This window comes from Methylocystis heyeri (assembly GCF_004802635.2).
In the GTDB taxonomy this organism is placed as follows: Bacteria; Pseudomonadota; Alphaproteobacteria; order Rhizobiales; family Beijerinckiaceae; genus Methylocystis; species Methylocystis heyeri.
Window position 1 is genome coordinate 784,143 of the sequence record NZ_CP046052.1, and the last position, 16,370, is coordinate 800,512.

Here is a 16,370-nt window from a genome sequence, read left to right on the forward strand (position 1 = left end):
AAGCCGGCTAGAAATGCCCCGACTGCGTGTAGGTGGCTCCGCCCGCCGTATAGGTCGCGGTCCAGAGGTCGCCCGAGCTGGCGCGCATCGTGCCGTTGCCGTTCATCTGCGCAGCAAAGGTTCCCGATCCGGCGTAGATGACCTGGCCCGGCGTCAGCTGGAACGAGTAAACGAAGTTCGAGCCAGAGGTGAAACTCTGGACGATCTGCCCGCCAAAAGTGTTGTAGGCGCCGTTATAGGCCACATTGGCGGAAGGGACGGTGATCGTCACCGTGAGGGCCGTGATCTGGGTCGAGGTCGTCAGATGGAGATCGTCCTCATAATACCAGGGCGGGCTGCCCACCGCATTGGCGGTGAAGCTCGCCGGACCGCTGCCGCCGCCCGAAGGAGGAGCCGCAGTGACGGTCAGGGCGAGGGCCGTCGTCGCGCTCAATGAGCCACTGGTCCCGGTTATCGAGAAAACGCTGGTTCCGACGGGCGCCGACGCGCCGGCCGCGAGCGTCACCGTCGTCGAGGTCGGCGAGGAGGTCGGGCTGAACGAGGCCGTCACGCCCGAGGGCGCGCCCGACGCCGCGAAGGAGACGCTGCTGTTGAAGCCGCCGGACGGCGTGACCGAGATCGTCGCCGAGCCCGAAGCGCCCTGGACCACCGAGAGGCTGGTGGGATTGGCGGAAAGAGTAAAGCTGGGCGTCGGGGGCGGGGGAGGCGGCGGAGGAGGCGTGGTGCTCCCCGAGCCCGCGAGCACGACAGTCGTCAGCGAATAGGGCGCCGCAGCGATCGAGAAGGTCGAGCCCATGCCGCTCGCGCCGGTGGATGTGACGCCGTTGCTGGAAGGGGTGTAGGCGTAGACCGTCGCTGCGCCTGTGGGGACGAAGCCCGATAGCGATACATTGGCGTTGACCGTATTGGTCGGGTCCTTGTTGATGAGGAGGAGCGCCAGGTTTCCGTTCGCCTGCTGGACCGCGTGGGTGGTCAGAAGGCTGTTGCTCGACGAAGTCGCGACCAGCGTATCTCCCGCCTTGCCGAGCAGCGAGACCATCTGCATGCCGTAATAGGTCGGGAAAGGCGTATCCGGCGAAGGCTCTCCGGACCAGCCGTTCGAGAGTACGCCGTAATCGCCATAATTGGCGGAGCCGAACAGGCTCGAAGAAGAGTTCCCCCACACCGGGCCGTTGTGCAGGTCCCAGACGTCGACGCTATGCGCGCCGTTCTCGACCCAGGCCAGCATATTGTCGGCCGTGAACATGGCGTTGACGATGCTGAGCGTCTGCTTGCCCGGATTATAGGCCACCGAATTGGTCTCGGTGACGAAGGTTTCGATGTTCGCCGCCCGGGCGCCGCCATATTGGGCGATCAGGCTTTTCAGCTTGGACATCATTGCGGCGACGCCGCTGGAAGGGTCCTGCGGCGAAGCGAGAAGGCCGGCGTCGGTCTCCGAGCCCGGCTGCTGCGCATACCAATGGACGACGACGAAATCGATCACGGAGCCGCATTGCGCCAGCACATTGGTGTTCCAGTCGGGAGACTGGCCGTCGGGCCAGTTGCCGGGCGCAGTCAGCACCACGCCCACCTTGATCGTGGGATCGACCGCCTTCATCGCGTTGACGAACTGGACGACATTCCTGCCGTAGGTGGCGGGATCATGCTGCGAATGCAGGTCGGTCTCCCAGTTCGCGCCATATTCGCCGTTGCCGTAGACCTCGTTGCCGATCTCCCAATATTTGACGCCATAGCCTTTGACGACATTGGCGTATTGCACCCAGGACGCCGCATAGGCCGGATCGCCGCCGCCGGTTCCGCCGGCGTTGGAGCCGTAGTTCACGGTGACGACGGGAGCCGCCCCGACGGTTTTGACGAGCCCCATGAAGGCGTCGAAATTATTGTTGGGATTGGCGTAGCTTCCCTGGCCGGGAACGATCGAATTGGTCTGCCAGTTGTAGACGTCCGAAGTCGATCCGCCCGGATAGCGCAGCGCCGCGACGCCCGCTTTGGTCAGCAGGTTGGGCACCACGGCGTCGAGCAGATTGCCGTCCCATACGGCGGTGTTGAGTCCCCATCCGAGAGCGGGGACGGCGGCGAGGCCACCCGCGGCGTTGACCTGTACCGAGGCCGCGGTCTGGGCCGCGGCCGGGGAGGCCGCGCCCACAGCCCATACAAGGGCTATTCCCGTGGCCGCTGCGGCGCCGGCGCGAGCAAAATCCGAAAAAGTCGATAGACTTTTTCGATAAGAAATCGCTCCAGCTTTTTGAATCTGCAGCGATTTCTTATCGACCAGACGATTCCGTCCGGTCGGAAAGCGCTCTAAGACGCGGGCGTTATTCAACATTCGCAATCCCCTGTAACATTCTGGCTGAAGCGCGGCGAAAATCGCACGGGCCGGATAAACAAGGCCTTGAGTGAAAATCGCCAATTCGTCTCGTATTCGAGACAAAACGGCCCCGCGTTATGTTGGCGCTGCAGAAAAGCCGCCGCCGGACGGAGTCGCATGGCGGCATGTTTAAATCTGCGCGAGGCTTCACGCTTTGGCAAGGAATCAAGGACGCGACTTCGCCGCTTCCGATTCGGACCGGCTTTGTCCACGACCTGTCCCTAAAATCCCGCGGCGGGACGACTCGCCCGTCCCGGGGCTTCAATTCCGGCTAACCATTCGCCCGGACCGTTGCAAAGGCGCAACGCCGACGGGAAGTTTTGGCGCCGGCCCGCCCGCAGCCGTCTCATGCATTGCGCCGACGCCGCCTTGATGAGAAGCTCGCCCGCTTTTTTGTCGAGGCGGGAGGAATTGTTGAAAGCCAGGATGTTTGTTTTTCGCGGCGGCGCTTTTGCTTGCCTTCTCGCCGCCTTTTCCGCCGAGGCCGCCGATCTCCCCTCGCTCAAGGCCCCGATTGCGCAGGCCTCTCCGCCTCCCGCGCTTTGGACCGGCTTTTACGCGGGCCTGAACGCCGGCTACGGATGGGGCTCCAACGCCGCCAACACTGCAGGATCTCCGCTGCTGGACGGCATCGCTTTCGCCGCGAACGGCCTCGATCCCGCACGACAGCTTCCCGGCACGGGCCTCATTCCCGGCGTGACGGCGCTCGCCAATTCCGGCGTCGCCAATATCGATCAGAGCGGCTTCATCGGCGGCGGACAAATCGGCTATAATTACCAGTGGGGCGCCCATGTGGTGGTCGGCCTGGAGGCCGATTTCCAGGGAACGACGATGCAGGGCAATGGCGCATATGCCGGCGTCTCCCGTGACAGCATCGCCTGGAAGGACCCGGCTGTTCCCGGACTGTTGCCCTGTTCGACCAATGGCTGCAATCTCAACCGCCTCGGCGTCGGTGGCGGGCAGATCGGCGCCTCCACCGATTGGCTCGGCACGGTCCGCGGCCGAATCGGCTATCTGGCGACGCCGGACTGGCTGATTTACGGCACGGGCGGTCTCGCCTATGGCGGCGTTCGCGCCTCGGCGGCGCATTCGGCTTTGACGATCGGGACTTTGACGGGCGCAAACGACGCGGCCCTGCCTGTTCCCTTTCCTTATTCCCAGCTCAACGGAACCTACTTCCTCCCTTCCGCGCCGGGCGCAGCCGGCTATTCGGGAACGCGGGCCGGCTGGACGGTCGGCGGCGGCGTGGAGTGGCTGTTTGCGCCGCAGTGGAGCCTGAAAGTCGAGGGGCTCTACTATAATCTCGGCAGCGTCTCGCTTCGGTCGAGCCCGGTCAGCCTTTTGTCTCCGCTCACCATCAATCTCGGCGGGGTGAATGTCGCGGCCGGCCAGCTGCTGGTCGCCAATGCGCCGGTCACGCGCATCACTTTCGACGGCGCGCTGGTGCGACTCGGCGTGAACTACCGCTTCAATTTCTGGTGATGGAGCAGGGGCAGGCGGGGGCGGAACCGCTTCGTCTCGCCTGCGCCAAATCGGCGGATCGCTCCCATTGTAGAAATCTGCTAGATTTCCAATCGCCATCTGGCTGATTTTTTGGGGAGGAAACACATGAGAAAGACGATATTCGGGGCCCTCGCGCTGGCGACGCTCGCCTCGGCATCCTTAATTCCGAGCGAGGCGGGGGCGGTGGTTTGCGCGCGCGGCCGCTATCATGCCGGCTGCGCCGCCGCCGCTCCGAGGGGCGCGGTCGTCGTGCGTCCTGCGCCGCGGGCCGTCGTCGTGCGCCCGGCGCCGCGGGCGGTGATCGTTCGCTAACGCAGCGCTTTATTGAATGGGGGCCAGGCCGTTCTTGCCTGGCTTTCTTTCTTGCGTAGAAGGCCGGCGCAATAGGGCGGGCGACCGGAGCATGCCGTGCGGAGTTTAACAGTCCTATTCGCCGCATCGCGCGCGGGGAATAACTGCTGCCGGGCAGCCGCTCAACGAGCGTCAGCGCAAAGTCGTCAATCGGCTGCTGGAGGGCTTCGAAGGCAAGCTCACTTCTTAGAAATGGGCGGCGCTGACCAAGACCTCGCCCGATACGGCCCTGCGCGACATCAATGACCTCGTAGCGCGCGGCGTGCTCGTGAGAGACGAAGCAGGCGGGCGCAGCACGAGCTATTCGCTGGCAGGGCTGGGCGACGAAGAGCCGCGGCGCGATTGAGGTTTTTGGGGAACAGCGGCTTCTCCACAAGGCGGGTAGGCGCCCTTGCGGATGTTTCGGCTGTGATTACGGGAGTTCTTTTGGCTCCCCGAGTAGGACTCGAACCTACGACCTAGCGATTAACAGTCGCGTGCTCTACCAGCTGAGCTATCGGGGAACGTCTGGTGTGGGGCGCGTATAGCAAGGGTTCGAGCGATTTGCAAAGCCCTTTTGCCAATCTTGGAGGTATCAGGAGGTTCGATAACCTGCCGCAGCGGCCAGAATGACACAAATTTTCGCTGGTTAGGCGGGGGCTCACCTTTGACTGTGTAGCTCCAGGTGAAAATGCCTCGGGAATCAAACATCCGGGCGGATGGGCCAGTCTTGCGGGATCAGCGCCCGGCCTGAGGCCCGCGTCCACCGCTCACGTGTCGAGCCAACATAGCGCGGGTCATCAGCAAAATAGGCATGCTCGATCAACAGCACCTGTAGGCCGGTCCGCGCTTCGATTTCAGAGAACAAGAAATCCAGGTGCCGGCGCATCGCCTGGATGTCTTCGTCTTCTTGACCTCCGGCGATCTCGCGCTCGTCCGCATCATCGTCGCGAGCGGGAAAGTACGGGCGGCTAATTTGATCAAGGACGAGAAGGCCCGGCACCGGAGCTGTGATTGCTTCGAAATGTCGTTGCAGGGCGAAGGAGAGCGCGATGTGGATGGCCAGGTAGTTTTGGTCGGACCCGACGTCCGGCATACGAAGAACAGCGTCGCTGTCGGCTTCGATGAGCACGACTTCCGGTCCCGTGACGGCGAACTCAAGTTCGGATCCGACGCAGGGTGCTACGGTCGGGAGCTGAGCCAAGATATCCGAGGCAAACTGGGAAATTTTGGTCTCGGCGCGCCTGAGCTTGATGCGCTTCGTCTCCCGATCAACCTGAGACTCAAGCTTCGCGATCTGCGCGCGCAGCACGTTGAGATCTGCAAACGATTGCCGCGGTTCCTCGGCCGATGCTTCGAGAAAGTAGGATATCCGCCCCTGGAGGTGCGCCTTGGCCTGAGCCAAGCTCGCGAGCCGACGCGTGTCGGCGGACTGCTGGAGCCAGCTCCGAATCTGACCATCGACCTCGCGCAATTCGTTGTTTAACCCCCGGATTTTCTCCTGCAATCCGAGCTCGTGACCCGCTAAGCGAGGCTGTACCCGTTCGACGGCCGCCGATTCCGCTCGCACTACATCGAGTGCTTGCCGCAGCGCCTGCGCGGTCTCGCGTCCTTTTTCCGAGGGTGCCTCGCAGACCGGGCAGACGCCGGCGATCTTGTGCAGGTCGAGATGCTCCGCTAGGCCGAGCTTCTTGTGTTGCCGCGTGACTACGGCTGCGAAGCCATTTGCGTCTCGGAGCGCGGCGCGCGCCGACCGGAGCTGGCCGCGTGCGGTTTCGATATCGGCCAAAATGGAAGCCCGCCGTTGTTGCAGTTCGGCGATCTCGCTCTCGCTGGGATATGTGCTCGCCGCCGTCGAGATCGATTGTGCCTGCTGCAGGGATGCCAGAAGCTCTGTCTCCGACGCATCCTCCGCTGGCGGCGATGTGAGGCCAAGCCGGCCTGCCTCAACCAGGAGACCAAAGGCCCGTTGCCGGAGCGCCGTGTTAGCCTTCGCTCGGGCAGAGGCTTTGGTCTCTTCTCGGTCCAGCGTGCGTTGCAACTGCTTCAGCTGGCGCTCCTGTATCGCGCTCGTGTCGTCGATTGCCCCTAAAAAGTAAGGCATTGAAGCCACGAGATCGGGGGCTTTGTCGGCTCGCTCCAGCCCATGAAGCAGCACAGTCTCGCTGTCGATGACCTCCTTTGTCACAAACAGGTACGGAGTCGCATGACGAACGGTCGTACGTCCGCGAACCGTGCGGCCCGGTTCGGCTTCTGCCCCCAGATCACCAATGCCAAACGCCCGCTCGATCTGCGCCTTCGCCGATTCCAAATTCGTCGGGCCAACAAAATCACCGATAGTCGCGGGTATCGGAAGCTTTCGACCTATCGTTACGAAAAGCTGCGTGCTGGTCGCTTGCCCAACAGGCGGGATTATCCTGCCGACGACCATTTCCTCGTCGCCGTGGACCCACTTGACCCCAACCGCGAGACTTCTGCGCCGAATGTGGGCTGGCAGCTCACACTGGCCAGAACCTAGGCAATAGTCGATCGCCTTGATCAGTGCTGACTTGCCCGTGCCGGATGCGCCCGTAATGATGTTAATCGCGCCGGGCGTAAGGTCGACGTCGCGCCGAGCACCGCCGGCCCCAAGGAAGAAGATGCTAGCGATATTCCAACGGCTCATACGGTCAGCCCCATCATATTAAGAACCGCGCGCTGCGAGCCCACAGCGGCAAGCCAGTAACCCATACGCTCTGCACGCTTCATTGCACCGGCGACCGCTTCGCCCGATCTGGCGCTCGTCACCTTCTTTATTGTGACGGGCCCGCGAAGAATGTGGGCGCCTTGCCATCTCAAAACCTGACAGAAGCAGCCGAAGCGTAGGCCCTCTGTCACCAGGCCGAGCGATGCGTCTACCCGACTGGCCAAGTCAACCAGAATGCCAGGGTTTCGATCCAACCATACTGGGAGACCAGTGTTGCGATTTGAGCTGCTGCCGGTTTGGTGGACACCGAGATAAGGTGTTTTACGGAACCGGAGGTGGAGCATGGAACGGCGTCAGTTCAGCCGGGAGTTCAAGGTCGAAGCGGTCCGTTTGGTGCGCGAGCGCGGCGTAAGCGTTGCGCAGGCGGCGCGGGATCTGGAACTGCACGAGAACATGCTGCGGCGTTGGGTGAAGGAATTGGCGGCTGATCCGGCCGCCGCCTTTCCTGGTCAGGGGCAGATGAAGCCCGAGCAGCTTGAAATCGAGCGCCTGCGGCGCGAAGTCACCAAGCTGCGGGCGGAGCGCGACATCCTAAAAAAGGCCGCGGCCTTCTTTGCGAGGGAAGCGAAATGAGGTTCGCTTTTATCGCAAAGCACCGTTCGATCTGGCCGGTGGCGTGGCTCTGCAAAGCGCTGGATGTCTCCCGGTCGGGTTTTCACGCCTGGCTCAAGCGCGGACCGAGCGCTCGCGACAAGCTTGATGAGGAGATGACGGCCTCCATCCGGGCGAGCTTTGTCGCCAGCGCCAGAACCTATGGCGCACGCCGGGTCTGGCGGGATGTTCTGGCTGACGGCTTTTGCTGCGGACTGCATAAGATCGAGCGCTTGATGCAGGAAAACGCCTTGCGGGCGCGGCCTCGCCGGCGTGGCTTGCCCAAAGACGGCGGTCAGCGGCTCGCCGACGCCGTGGCGCCGAATGTTCTGGACCGCCAGTTCGTCGCCGAGCGGCCGAACCAGAGGTGGATCGCCGACTTCACCTACATCTGGACGGCAGAGGGCTGGCTGTATGTCGCCGCTGTCATCGACTTGTTCTCGCGGCGTGTTGTCGGCTGGTCCATGAAGGCCGAGATGACCGCGCAATTGGTGGCGGACGCCCTGATCATGGCGATCTGGCGACGCGGCAGGCCAGACGCCTTGCTGCACCACTCCGACCAGGGCAGCCAATACACCAGCGACCACTTCCAGCGCCTGATGGCCGACAACGGCGTCACCTGTTCGATGAGCCGATCCGGCAACGTCTGGGACAATGCGGCGATGGAGTCGTTCTTCTCGTCGATGAAAACCGAGCGCGTCGCCAGGAAAATCTACCGGACGCGCGACGAGGCCAGGGCAGATGTGTTTGATTATATCGAGCGCTTCTACAACACCGTCCGCCGTCACTCGACCATCGGCTATCTCAGCCCGGTTGAGTTCGAGCGGAAGGTCGCATTAGCTTAACCAGCTGTCCACCAAACCGGCAGCAGCTCAATTTGTTCCGTCGTACGTCTGGGCCAGCTCGTTGGAGATTGCGAGGGGGAGGGCAAGATAAGCGAGGGTAGCTTCAGGGCCGCTAGGCCGGGTTTCCTGAAAGGCGGATGTGAACGCCACGAGGACGTGTGCGCAAAACGCCGGATTTGTTTCGGCGAAAATATCATGGGCGATCATCCACCTTCGTCCTTCAGCAGGTCGAGGTATTCGGGATGCCAGCCAACTCGCAGGTCGATCGCGAGTACCTGATAAGAGCCCCGGACGTAATAGGGTGCCGACCACTTCTCGGCGATCGGTCTGACCCTTGCCGGCGCTTCGTCGTGTGTCCAACGGAGCATGCCTAGGCCCCGCTCACGCTTCACGGTGTCCTCTACTTCAGAGCAATCCTCGACCATCTGGCTGTGCCTATCCGACCAGGCTTCCTCGAGCACCTGATCATACTGGCTGACCACAGATCCCATGGCGGAGTTATCGTTCAGCCACTTTGCCCGCTGCTCGCGAGCGCGCCACTCTTCACGAATAGCCCTGGAAAGGTCGGAGTTACCGCCTGCAACAAGCTTGATTTGGCGGGCAACCATGCCGTCGGGCTGATAGTCGTGGGGTGGCATCAGCAGTTCGAAATCTGCCTGGAGGGTGCTGCTTTCAAGATCACCGATAACTGATGTGATCTGAGCCTGGAGTTCTGCGCGGGTGATGATCGGATCACGCTTGCCGCAAAGTGCGTGGATAACCTCCATATCCCACCAGCCGAGCAGGCGCTTTACTACCTCGGCGCGGCGCTCTGGAGCGATGAGGGTGAGTTGCTGCGCGGCCTGAACCTCGACCTGATCAATGGAAGGGCTGTCCGGCTTGATCAAAACGCGGCGCAGTAGGTTTGAGCGAACCGCCGGTTCGAGATTCAAGAAGGCCGCGCAACCATCGGCGCGCTCGCCATGGGGCAGCTTCGTCCCCGAGGCCTGGGCCGCTTCTCGGGCGTCGTGGACTAGCTGAGCCTCAGCAGTTAGCGCGGTGACAAGATTGTCGCGGTCGGCGTCGAGATCAAGCAGGGCGTTCAAGGGGCTTGCCGCGCCCAGTGAGCCGACAGCAACCAGGTGCATTGTCGTTTGTGCAAGCTCAATGTGAAAAAGGGCGTCGATCCAAACCTTCAGAGTGCGCCAAAGCGCCCGCGACTTCATCGTGATAGGCGGCGGGACCGCCTTGATAGAGTGCTTCAGTTGATAGAGCAGAAGATGACCGTCGACCTTGAGTTGGACGTCGTCGAGTCGTTCGATCCCGACGCCGGCATCGTCACCAGTCTGTTGGAGAAGTGTCAAAAACGCAAAGTAGGTCTGATAGTAGAAGCCCAAGGCCGCGTCTTCGGCGGTGTGGATATCGATCGGCGGATCGACGCTCATCTCGCGGACTCAAAATTCGCTCGATGACTATCCATGCCCCCGAATCCGTAACTTGACATGTTTCCGCCCCCACACTGGGGCGACAAGCTACGTGATAGCGCGGCAGGCGGAAAGACCCCCTGGCGGTTTCCCACTGCAGACCGCTCACGTCCAACAGTGGAAGCAATACATGCGCTGTGCATCAGCCGCTCGGTAATGACTTGAGAACGGTTTGCTGAATGCTGCGCTTGAAGACGTCGCAAGGCCGTAACATGGAGAGTTGGTCGCTTCGGTGTTCGGTAACGCGGGTAGCAAACGATTGGATCATCTGCCTGAAAGCATCGCTCCGTGGCGGAAAGTCGAAGTCCGTCGCTGCCGAAGCTGGAGCTAAGAATATCTTGGCGTATGGCATTTGCGTGCGCTAGCGCATAGGATCGCGCCGCTGCGTACGAAAGATGATGGCTCCCCGAGTAGGACTCGAACCTACGACCTAGCGATTAACAGTCGCGTGCTCTACCAGCTGAGCTATCGAGGAACGTCTGGTGTGAGGGGCGTATAGCAAGGGTTGGAGCCGTTTGCCAACCCCTTTGACGCAATTCTTTCAACTTTGACCGTTTCTCCCGGTTTTCCGGCTCACGCCGGCGCAAAATGCTTGGCCGCCAGGGCGATGTCGGCGCGGGAGGGCAGGCCGGCCTCATTGCCGAGATGCTGCACCTTATGGGCGGAGGCGGCGCGGGCGAATTCGAAATGCTCGCGCCAGGGAGCTTCGGGATTGTCGAGATAGCTCGCGCAATAGGCCCCGTGGAAAATGTCGCCGGCGCCGGAAGTGTCGATCACCTTCTCGGAAGGCACATGCAGGGACGGCGAAAGCTCGATCTCCCCGTTGTCGCCGTACCAGAGCAGGCCCTTGGCGCCATTGGTCACGCCGCCGATCCGGCAGCCTTTCTTTTTCAGATAGGCGAGCATTTCGGCCTCCGAAAGCTTCATCTGGCGGCAGAGGTCCATGGAGACGATGGCGACGTCCACGAAATCCAGGAGGTCGGCGATTCCCGGGCGCAGGGCGCCGCCGTCCAGGGAAACGATGACGCCTCGTTCCCGCGCCGCCTGGGCGTAGTGGAGCGCCGCGTCGCCCATATGGCCGTCGAGGTGCAGCAGCCGGGTGATCGAGAGATCGAGACGGGGAAAGGTCTGCTGGTAGTGGTCGTCGCGCGCGCGCAGAATCGAACGGCTGCCCTCCTTGGGGAAGATGAAGGACAGGGATGATCGCGCCACGCGCCGGGAATGGACCCTGATTCCATAGGTGTCGGCCATGTCCATGAACATATGGCCGAGCCAGTCGCGGGCGACGGGAATCAGGAGGTCGGGCGAATAGCCGAGCTTGGCGCAGGCGAAACAGGCGGTCGTCGCGGCGCCGCCGAAGGAGACGGCGTAATCCTCCGCCACGGTCTTTTCGTCGCCGGTCGGAATGGCGTCGGCGATCATGCTGACGTCGATATAGGCGTGGCCAATGAACAGCGCGTCCAAACCGCCCTCCAATATTTTTTGCCGGCGCTCGAAGGATTTCGTCCGAGCCGGGAGAAAACGCTAGATCGAGAAGCTGGAGCCGCAGCCGCAGGAGGAGACCGCGTTGGGGTTTTCGATCCTGAACGACTGGCCCATCAGATCGTCGATGAAATCAATCCGGGCGCCTTGCAGAAAGCCGAGCGAAGTTTCGTCGATGACGAGCCTTGCCCCCTCGCGCGCGATCAGGATGTCGTCGTCCCCCGCGCGGGGGACCACCGAGAAGGAGTATTGAAACCCGGAGCAGCCGCCGCCGTCGACCCCGACCCGAAACACCGAACCCTCCGGCTCTTCGGCCAGAATCGTCGCGATGCGCCGGGCGGCGTTGTCGCTGAGCTCCACTCCCTGCGTCGCCTGTTCTGCGCCCATGCGTGGTTTTCCTCAAATTCGCCAAAGACGATCGACTTGCCGCGCTGTCATCCTGCGCGTAAGCAGCGATATCATAGTGACGGCTCCTTGGCCTTTCAATGACGGGAGAAACGAGCTTGGCGCTCCGTTCGCCTTTGGCGCCCTATGCCTGCGACGCGGCGCTTTCCCGGGGGCGCATGATCGAGGAGACCCCGTCCCGCACCCGCAGCGCATTCCAGCGCGACCGCGACCGCATCCTGCATTCGACCGCCTTTCGCAGGCTCGCGCACAAGACCCAGGTTTTCGTTCCGCTCGACGGCGATCATTTCCGCACCCGCCTCACCCATACCATCGAGGTCGGGCAGATCGCGCGCGCGCTCGCCCGCGCGCTGGCGCTGGACGAAGACCTCGCCGAGGCGGTGGCGCTTTCGCACGATCTCGGACACCCGCCTTTCGGTCATGCCGGGGAAGACGCGCTGACGGTCTGCATGGCCCGTTATGGCGGCTTCGACCACAATGTTCAGGCCTTGAGGATCGTCACCAAGCTGGAGCGCCGCTACGCCCGTTATGACGGCCTCGACCTGACCTGGGAGACGCTGGAGGGCCTCGTCAAGCACAACGGTCCCTTGCTCGGGCCGCATGCGCGGATCGATCTTCCCGCTTATTTCGCTGAAGTCGACGCCGCTTTTCCGCTGGAGCTCGATTCCTTCGCCGGCGCCGAGGCCCAGTCGGCGGCGATCGCGGACGACATCGCCTACAACGCCCACGACATCGACGACGGACTGCGCGCCGGGCTTTTCTCGCTGGAGGAGATCGCGGCGGTTCCCTTCGTCGGAGCGCTGTTGGAGGAAGTTCTGACGCTCTATCCGGGGCTCGAGCGGACCAGGGTCATTCACGAACTCACGCGCCGGGTCATCACCCGGTTCGTCGAAGACGTCATCGACGAGGCGCAGGCCAGATTGGCGGCTCTGCAGCCCCGGACCGCGGCGGACATCCGCGCGGCCGGGAGGCCCATGGTCGCCTTTTCGCCGACGATGGCGCAGGCCGAGCGCGGGGTGAAAGCCTTTCTTTTCAGCAATATGTATCGCCATCCGCGGATCATGACGGTTCGGGATCAGGCCCGCGCCGCCATATCCTGGCTCTTTCCCGCCTTTCTGGAACAGCCTGGGCTGATGCCCCAGGAATGGGCGGCTTTGGCTACTGCAAGCGGCGAGGAGGCGCGGGCGGCGCGCGTCGTCGCGGATTATATCGCGGGAATGACCGATCGTTACGCCCTCAACGAATATCGCCGTCTTTCGGGCAGGGCGGTGGTGCTCTGACGGCGGGCGCATTTCCAGGGGGCGCGATTCCCGCTGGTGTTTTTGCCGTCTTTGTCTGCTAAACCCTCCCTCGACCCGGCTCAGCCCGGCTTCCGGCGGCCGCCAGCCGCGACCCAACCCAGCTCGACATGAACATTTTTCACATCTTCCATGCCCGCATCGCCGACATCCTCGCCCGGATAACCGCTTCCGGCAGACTGCCCGAGCTCGATCCGTCGCGATTCGTGGTCGAGCCCCCCAAAGATGCGGCCATGGGAGACCTCGCCTGCAACGCCGCGATGGTTTTCGCCAAGGAGGCCAAGCTTCATTTCTCCAACCCGCGGCAGCTCGCGGTGGAGATCGCCATGGCGCTGGCGGAGACCGAGGGCGTGGCCCAGGCCGAGGTCGCGGGGCCGGGCTTCATCAATATCAAGCTCAAGCCCGCGGTTTACTGGGACGTGCTGCGCAAGGTCCTGGAGGCCCCGGAGGATTTCGGCCGCGTCGCGAAGGGCAGGGCGGGTTCTCTCTCCGGCAAGGTCAATGTGGAATATGTTTCCGCCAATCCGACCGGGCCGATGCATGTCGGCCATGGCCGCGGCGCGGTCTTCGGCGACGCCCTCGCCAATCTGCTGGAGTTTTCCGGCTGCGAGGTGACGCGCGAATATTACATCAACGACGCCGGCGCTCAGGTCGACGTGCTCGCCCGTTCGGCTTTTCTGCGCTACCGGGAAGCCCTGGGCGAGACCGTGACGATACCGGAAGGATTGTATCCGGGCGATTATTTGAAGTCGGTCGGCGAGAAAATCGCCGCGAAATACGGCCGCGAGCTGCTGGAGAAGGCCGAAAGCGAGTGGCTTCCGCCGGTGCGCGACATCGCCATCGACATGATGATGGACATGATCCGCGAGGATCTCGCCGCGCTCGGGATCACGCATGAGGTCTTCTTCTCCGAGCGGACCCTCCATGAAAAGGCCAACGGGGTTTCGGAAATCGATCGCCAGATCGAGGAGCTGCGCGCCGCGGGGCTCGTCTATCAGGGCCGTCTGCCGCCTCCGAAGGGCCAGTTGCCGGACGATTGGGAGGATCGCGAGCAGACCCTGTTCCGCTCCAGCGGCTTCGGCGACGACACCGACCGGCCGCTCAAAAAATCCGACGGCTCCAACACCTATTTCGCCGCCGACATCGCCTATCACAAATCCAAGATCGATCGCGGCTACACGACTCTGGTCGACGTCTGGGGCGCCGATCACGGCGGCTATGTGAAACGCATGACCGCCGCCGTCGCGGCCCTTTCCGACCGCAAGGTGGTTCTGGACGTGAAGCTCTGCCAGCTGGTCAAGCTGATGCGCGAGGGCGAGCCCGTCAAAATGTCGAAGCGCTCGGGCGATTTCGTCACCTTGCGCGACGTCGTCGACGAAGTCGGCGTCGATCCCGTGCGCTTCATGATGCTCTACCGCAAGAACGACGCGCCGCTCGAATTCGACCTCGCGAAGGTGCTGGAACAGTCCAAGGACAACGCGGTCTTTTATGTGCAATACGCCCACGCCCGCGCGAAATCCGTGCTGCGCCAGGCACTTGCGGCTTTTCCCGACCTCGACGCGAGCCCGGCCGCCCTGCTCGCCACGCCGCTCGAGTTGCTGGAGGACGAGAGCGAACTGGGCCTCGCGCGGGTCGTCGCGCAATATCCGAGGCTGGTCGAGGCGGCCGCTGCGGCGCATGAGCCGCATCGCGTGGCCTTCTACCTCTATGAACTGGCGAGCACGTTCCACGCTCATTGGAACCGCGGCAAAGATCGGCCACAATTACGGTTTGTTAATGCTGAAGAGAGAGATTCAACCAGCGCCCGCGTCGCGTTGGTTGTTTGTTTAGCCTGCGTGCTGGCGTCGGGTCTGAGGCTTCTGGGCGTGAAGGCGCCCGACGAAATGCGTTGATTTTCTCTCTCTTCGCCATGGCGATGCAGAAAATCCGCGACTCGAACCCTTTAACGCCCAGGAAACAGGCGAGGTACAGCCCATGCGCGAGTCAACAAACAGAGGCGCTGCGATCGACATCAGCGATTTCGAGCGGCGGCTGCGCGGTTCGGAACCCGCCAAGAACTCTCCCCGCGATCCCTTGAGCGAACTCGCGCGGCTGATGCACGGGGAAGACCAGAACCGCTCCAGCCAGCGTTACGACCAGATCTTCGCCGAGGAAGCGCCGGCGCCGCAGCAGCAGAGCCATTACCCGGAGTGGCGCGACGAGCCCGCTCAGGCCGACGACAGCGCTTTCAGCGCCGAGCTTCGCGGCGGCTTCGCCGACGAACATCTCCCGCAGCAGCAGGAGCCGCTCCCCTATCAGCAGCCTTATTTCGGGAACGAAACCCAGCGTTTCGAGCCCAACGGGGCCGGGCAGGGCCAATCCCATGAGGAATGGCCCGACGACCACGCCGCCTATCTCGACTATGGCGCGAACGGGGACGGCGGACATGCCGCCGAGGCGCCGCGGGGCGAAAGGCGCCTGCCGAAGCTGCGGCCATGGCACGCCGTGGCCGCCATCGCGGTGGTCGCCGCCGGGGGAATCGGCTGGTCCTTCGCCCATCGCGGCGGAGTGGTCGGATCGCGCGAGATCGCCACCATCAACGCGCCGGATGGCCCGACCAAGGTTAGACCGGAAGCGGAGCCGGAGGCGAAAATCGACCGGCCCGACGCGACCGTGCTCGATCGGCAGGAGGTCGCCCCGGTGAAACAGGTCGTTTCCCATCAGGAGCAGCCCGTCGATCCCAAGGTCGAGCCGCGGGCGGTCAAGCTCGGCGCCGGCGCCGTCGACGCGCCGCACGAGGCCCCGGCCGCTGTCGGTCCAGAGCCCAAGAAGGTGAAAACGGTTTCCGTCCGTCCGGACGGCAGCGTCATCACCAGCGGCGCCGTGCCGCCGGCGGTGGTCAAGGCCACCGGCGCGCCCGCCAGGGAAGCCGCCGAAAAGAAGAATTCCGCCACCCCGAAAAGCGCGGCCAAACCGACGACCACCCCGCACGCGGACGCCAAGGCGCTCAAGCCGAAGCTGCCGCAGAAGGCCGCCGCGGTCGATGACGGCGCCGCGCCGGCGGAGGCGGAGGCCGCGCCCGCCGAGCCGCCCCAGAAGATCGAAAAAGGCGCGTTCGCCGTGCAGTTCGGCGCCGCCGCCACCGAGGAAGAAGCTCACGCTCTGGTCTCGAAAGTCGCCGGCAAATACGGCTCGCAGCTCGGCGGCCACAAGCCGACCTTCAAAATGGCCAAGGTGGGCGACAAGACGGTCTATCGCGTGCGCGTCGGCGGCATCAGCAAAGAGGCCGCGAACGCCGTCTGCGGCAAGGTCAAGGCCGGCGGCGGCAATTGCTTCGTCGCAGGAAACTGATCGCAGGAA

13 protein-coding genes and 2 tRNA genes are annotated in these 16,370 nt (G+C 63.2%); 6 read left to right on the forward strand and 9 right to left on the reverse strand.

Going from position 1 to position 16,370, the window contains the following annotated elements:
- Positions 1 to 7 precede the first annotated feature (7 nt).
- Complete coding sequence (locus H2LOC_RS03470; RefSeq protein WP_210251884.1) at positions 8 to 2,146, reverse strand: hypothetical protein; 2,139 nt, start codon at positions 2,144 to 2,146, stop codon at positions 8 to 10.
- A gap of 636 nt (positions 2,147 to 2,782) precedes the next feature.
- Here H2LOC_RS03470 and H2LOC_RS03475 point away from each other — a divergent pair.
- On the forward strand, positions 2,783 to 3,850 hold the full coding sequence (locus H2LOC_RS03475; RefSeq protein WP_246206967.1) for an outer membrane protein: 1,068 nt from the start codon (positions 2,783 to 2,785) through the stop codon (positions 3,848 to 3,850).
- A 126-nt stretch (positions 3,851 to 3,976) separates the two neighbouring features.
- Positions 3,977 to 4,183: a hypothetical protein gene (locus H2LOC_RS03480; RefSeq protein ID WP_136495118.1), complete on the forward strand. Its 207-nt coding sequence runs from the start codon at positions 3,977 to 3,979 to the stop codon at positions 4,181 to 4,183.
- Between the two features lie 466 nt (positions 4,184 to 4,649).
- Here the strand turns inward: H2LOC_RS03480 and H2LOC_RS03485 are convergent.
- From H2LOC_RS03485 to H2LOC_RS22045, 3 genes are all read right to left on the reverse strand, one after another.
- A tRNA-Asn gene (locus H2LOC_RS03485) sits at positions 4,650 to 4,725 on the reverse strand.
- A gap of 179 nt (positions 4,726 to 4,904) precedes the next feature.
- Positions 4,905 to 6,866, reverse strand: coding sequence for a DUF3732 domain-containing protein (locus tag H2LOC_RS03490; protein ID WP_136495119.1), 1,962 nt, complete (start codon positions 6,864 to 6,866; stop codon positions 4,905 to 4,907).
- Positions 6,863 to 7,231 (reverse strand): three component ABC system middle component, encoded by a 369-nt coding sequence (locus H2LOC_RS22045; protein ID WP_425487317.1) that lies wholly within the window; start codon positions 7,229 to 7,231, stop codon positions 6,863 to 6,865. The genes H2LOC_RS03490 and H2LOC_RS22045 overlap by 4 nt, the downstream gene beginning before the upstream one ends.
- Here H2LOC_RS22045 and H2LOC_RS03495 point away from each other — a divergent pair.
- Positions 7,230 to 8,383, forward strand: a protein-coding gene (locus H2LOC_RS03495; protein ID WP_136495120.1) for an IS3 family transposase whose coding sequence is annotated in 2 segments (ribosomal slippage) — positions 7,230 to 7,479 and positions 7,479 to 8,383 — 1,155 coding nt in all. Because the reading frame shifts where the segments join, the coding sequence is not laid out codon by codon here. The genes H2LOC_RS22045 and H2LOC_RS03495 overlap by 2 nt on opposite strands.
- 27 nt (positions 8,384 to 8,410) lie before the next feature.
- Here H2LOC_RS03495 and H2LOC_RS21675 read toward each other — a convergent pair.
- The 5 genes from H2LOC_RS21675 to erpA form a co-directional block, all read right to left on the reverse strand.
- Positions 8,411 to 8,590 carry a three component ABC system middle component gene (locus tag H2LOC_RS21675; RefSeq protein WP_246206968.1) on the reverse strand — a complete coding sequence of 60 codons (180 nt, stop codon included), beginning with the start codon at positions 8,588 to 8,590 and terminating at the stop codon, positions 8,411 to 8,413.
- Positions 8,587 to 9,807, reverse strand: a complete 1,221-nt coding sequence (locus H2LOC_RS03500; protein WP_136495121.1) for an ABC-three component system protein — start codon at positions 9,805 to 9,807, stop codon at positions 8,587 to 8,589. The genes H2LOC_RS21675 and H2LOC_RS03500 overlap by 4 nt, the downstream gene beginning before the upstream one ends.
- Positions 9,808 to 10,245: 438 nt before the next feature.
- A tRNA-Asn gene (locus H2LOC_RS03505) sits at positions 10,246 to 10,321 on the reverse strand.
- Positions 10,322 to 10,419: 98 nt separating this feature from the next.
- On the reverse strand, positions 10,420 to 11,310 hold the full coding sequence (locus tag H2LOC_RS03510; protein WP_136495122.1) for a PfkB family carbohydrate kinase: 891 nt from the start codon (positions 11,308 to 11,310) through the stop codon (positions 10,420 to 10,422).
- Positions 11,311 to 11,370: 60 nt separating this feature from the next.
- Complete coding sequence (gene erpA / locus H2LOC_RS03515; RefSeq protein WP_136495123.1) at positions 11,371 to 11,715, reverse strand: iron-sulfur cluster insertion protein ErpA; 345 nt, start codon at positions 11,713 to 11,715, stop codon at positions 11,371 to 11,373.
- Between the two features lie 176 nt (positions 11,716 to 11,891).
- Between erpA and H2LOC_RS03520 the strand changes: the two genes are divergently transcribed.
- From H2LOC_RS03520 to H2LOC_RS03530, 3 genes are all read left to right on the forward strand, one after another.
- Positions 11,892 to 13,013, forward strand: coding sequence for a deoxyguanosinetriphosphate triphosphohydrolase (locus tag H2LOC_RS03520; protein ID WP_246207132.1), 1,122 nt, complete (start codon positions 11,892 to 11,894; stop codon positions 13,011 to 13,013).
- Between the two features lie 128 nt (positions 13,014 to 13,141).
- A complete protein-coding gene (gene argS / locus H2LOC_RS03525; protein ID WP_136495125.1) occupies positions 13,142 to 14,923 on the forward strand; it encodes an arginine--tRNA ligase in 1,782 nt (593 codons plus the stop codon).
- Positions 14,924 to 15,005: 82 nt separating this feature from the next.
- Positions 15,006 to 16,361, forward strand: a complete 1,356-nt coding sequence (locus H2LOC_RS03530; protein ID WP_136495126.1) for an SPOR domain-containing protein — start codon at positions 15,006 to 15,008, stop codon at positions 16,359 to 16,361.
- The last annotated feature ends 9 nt before the right edge of the window (positions 16,362 to 16,370 follow it).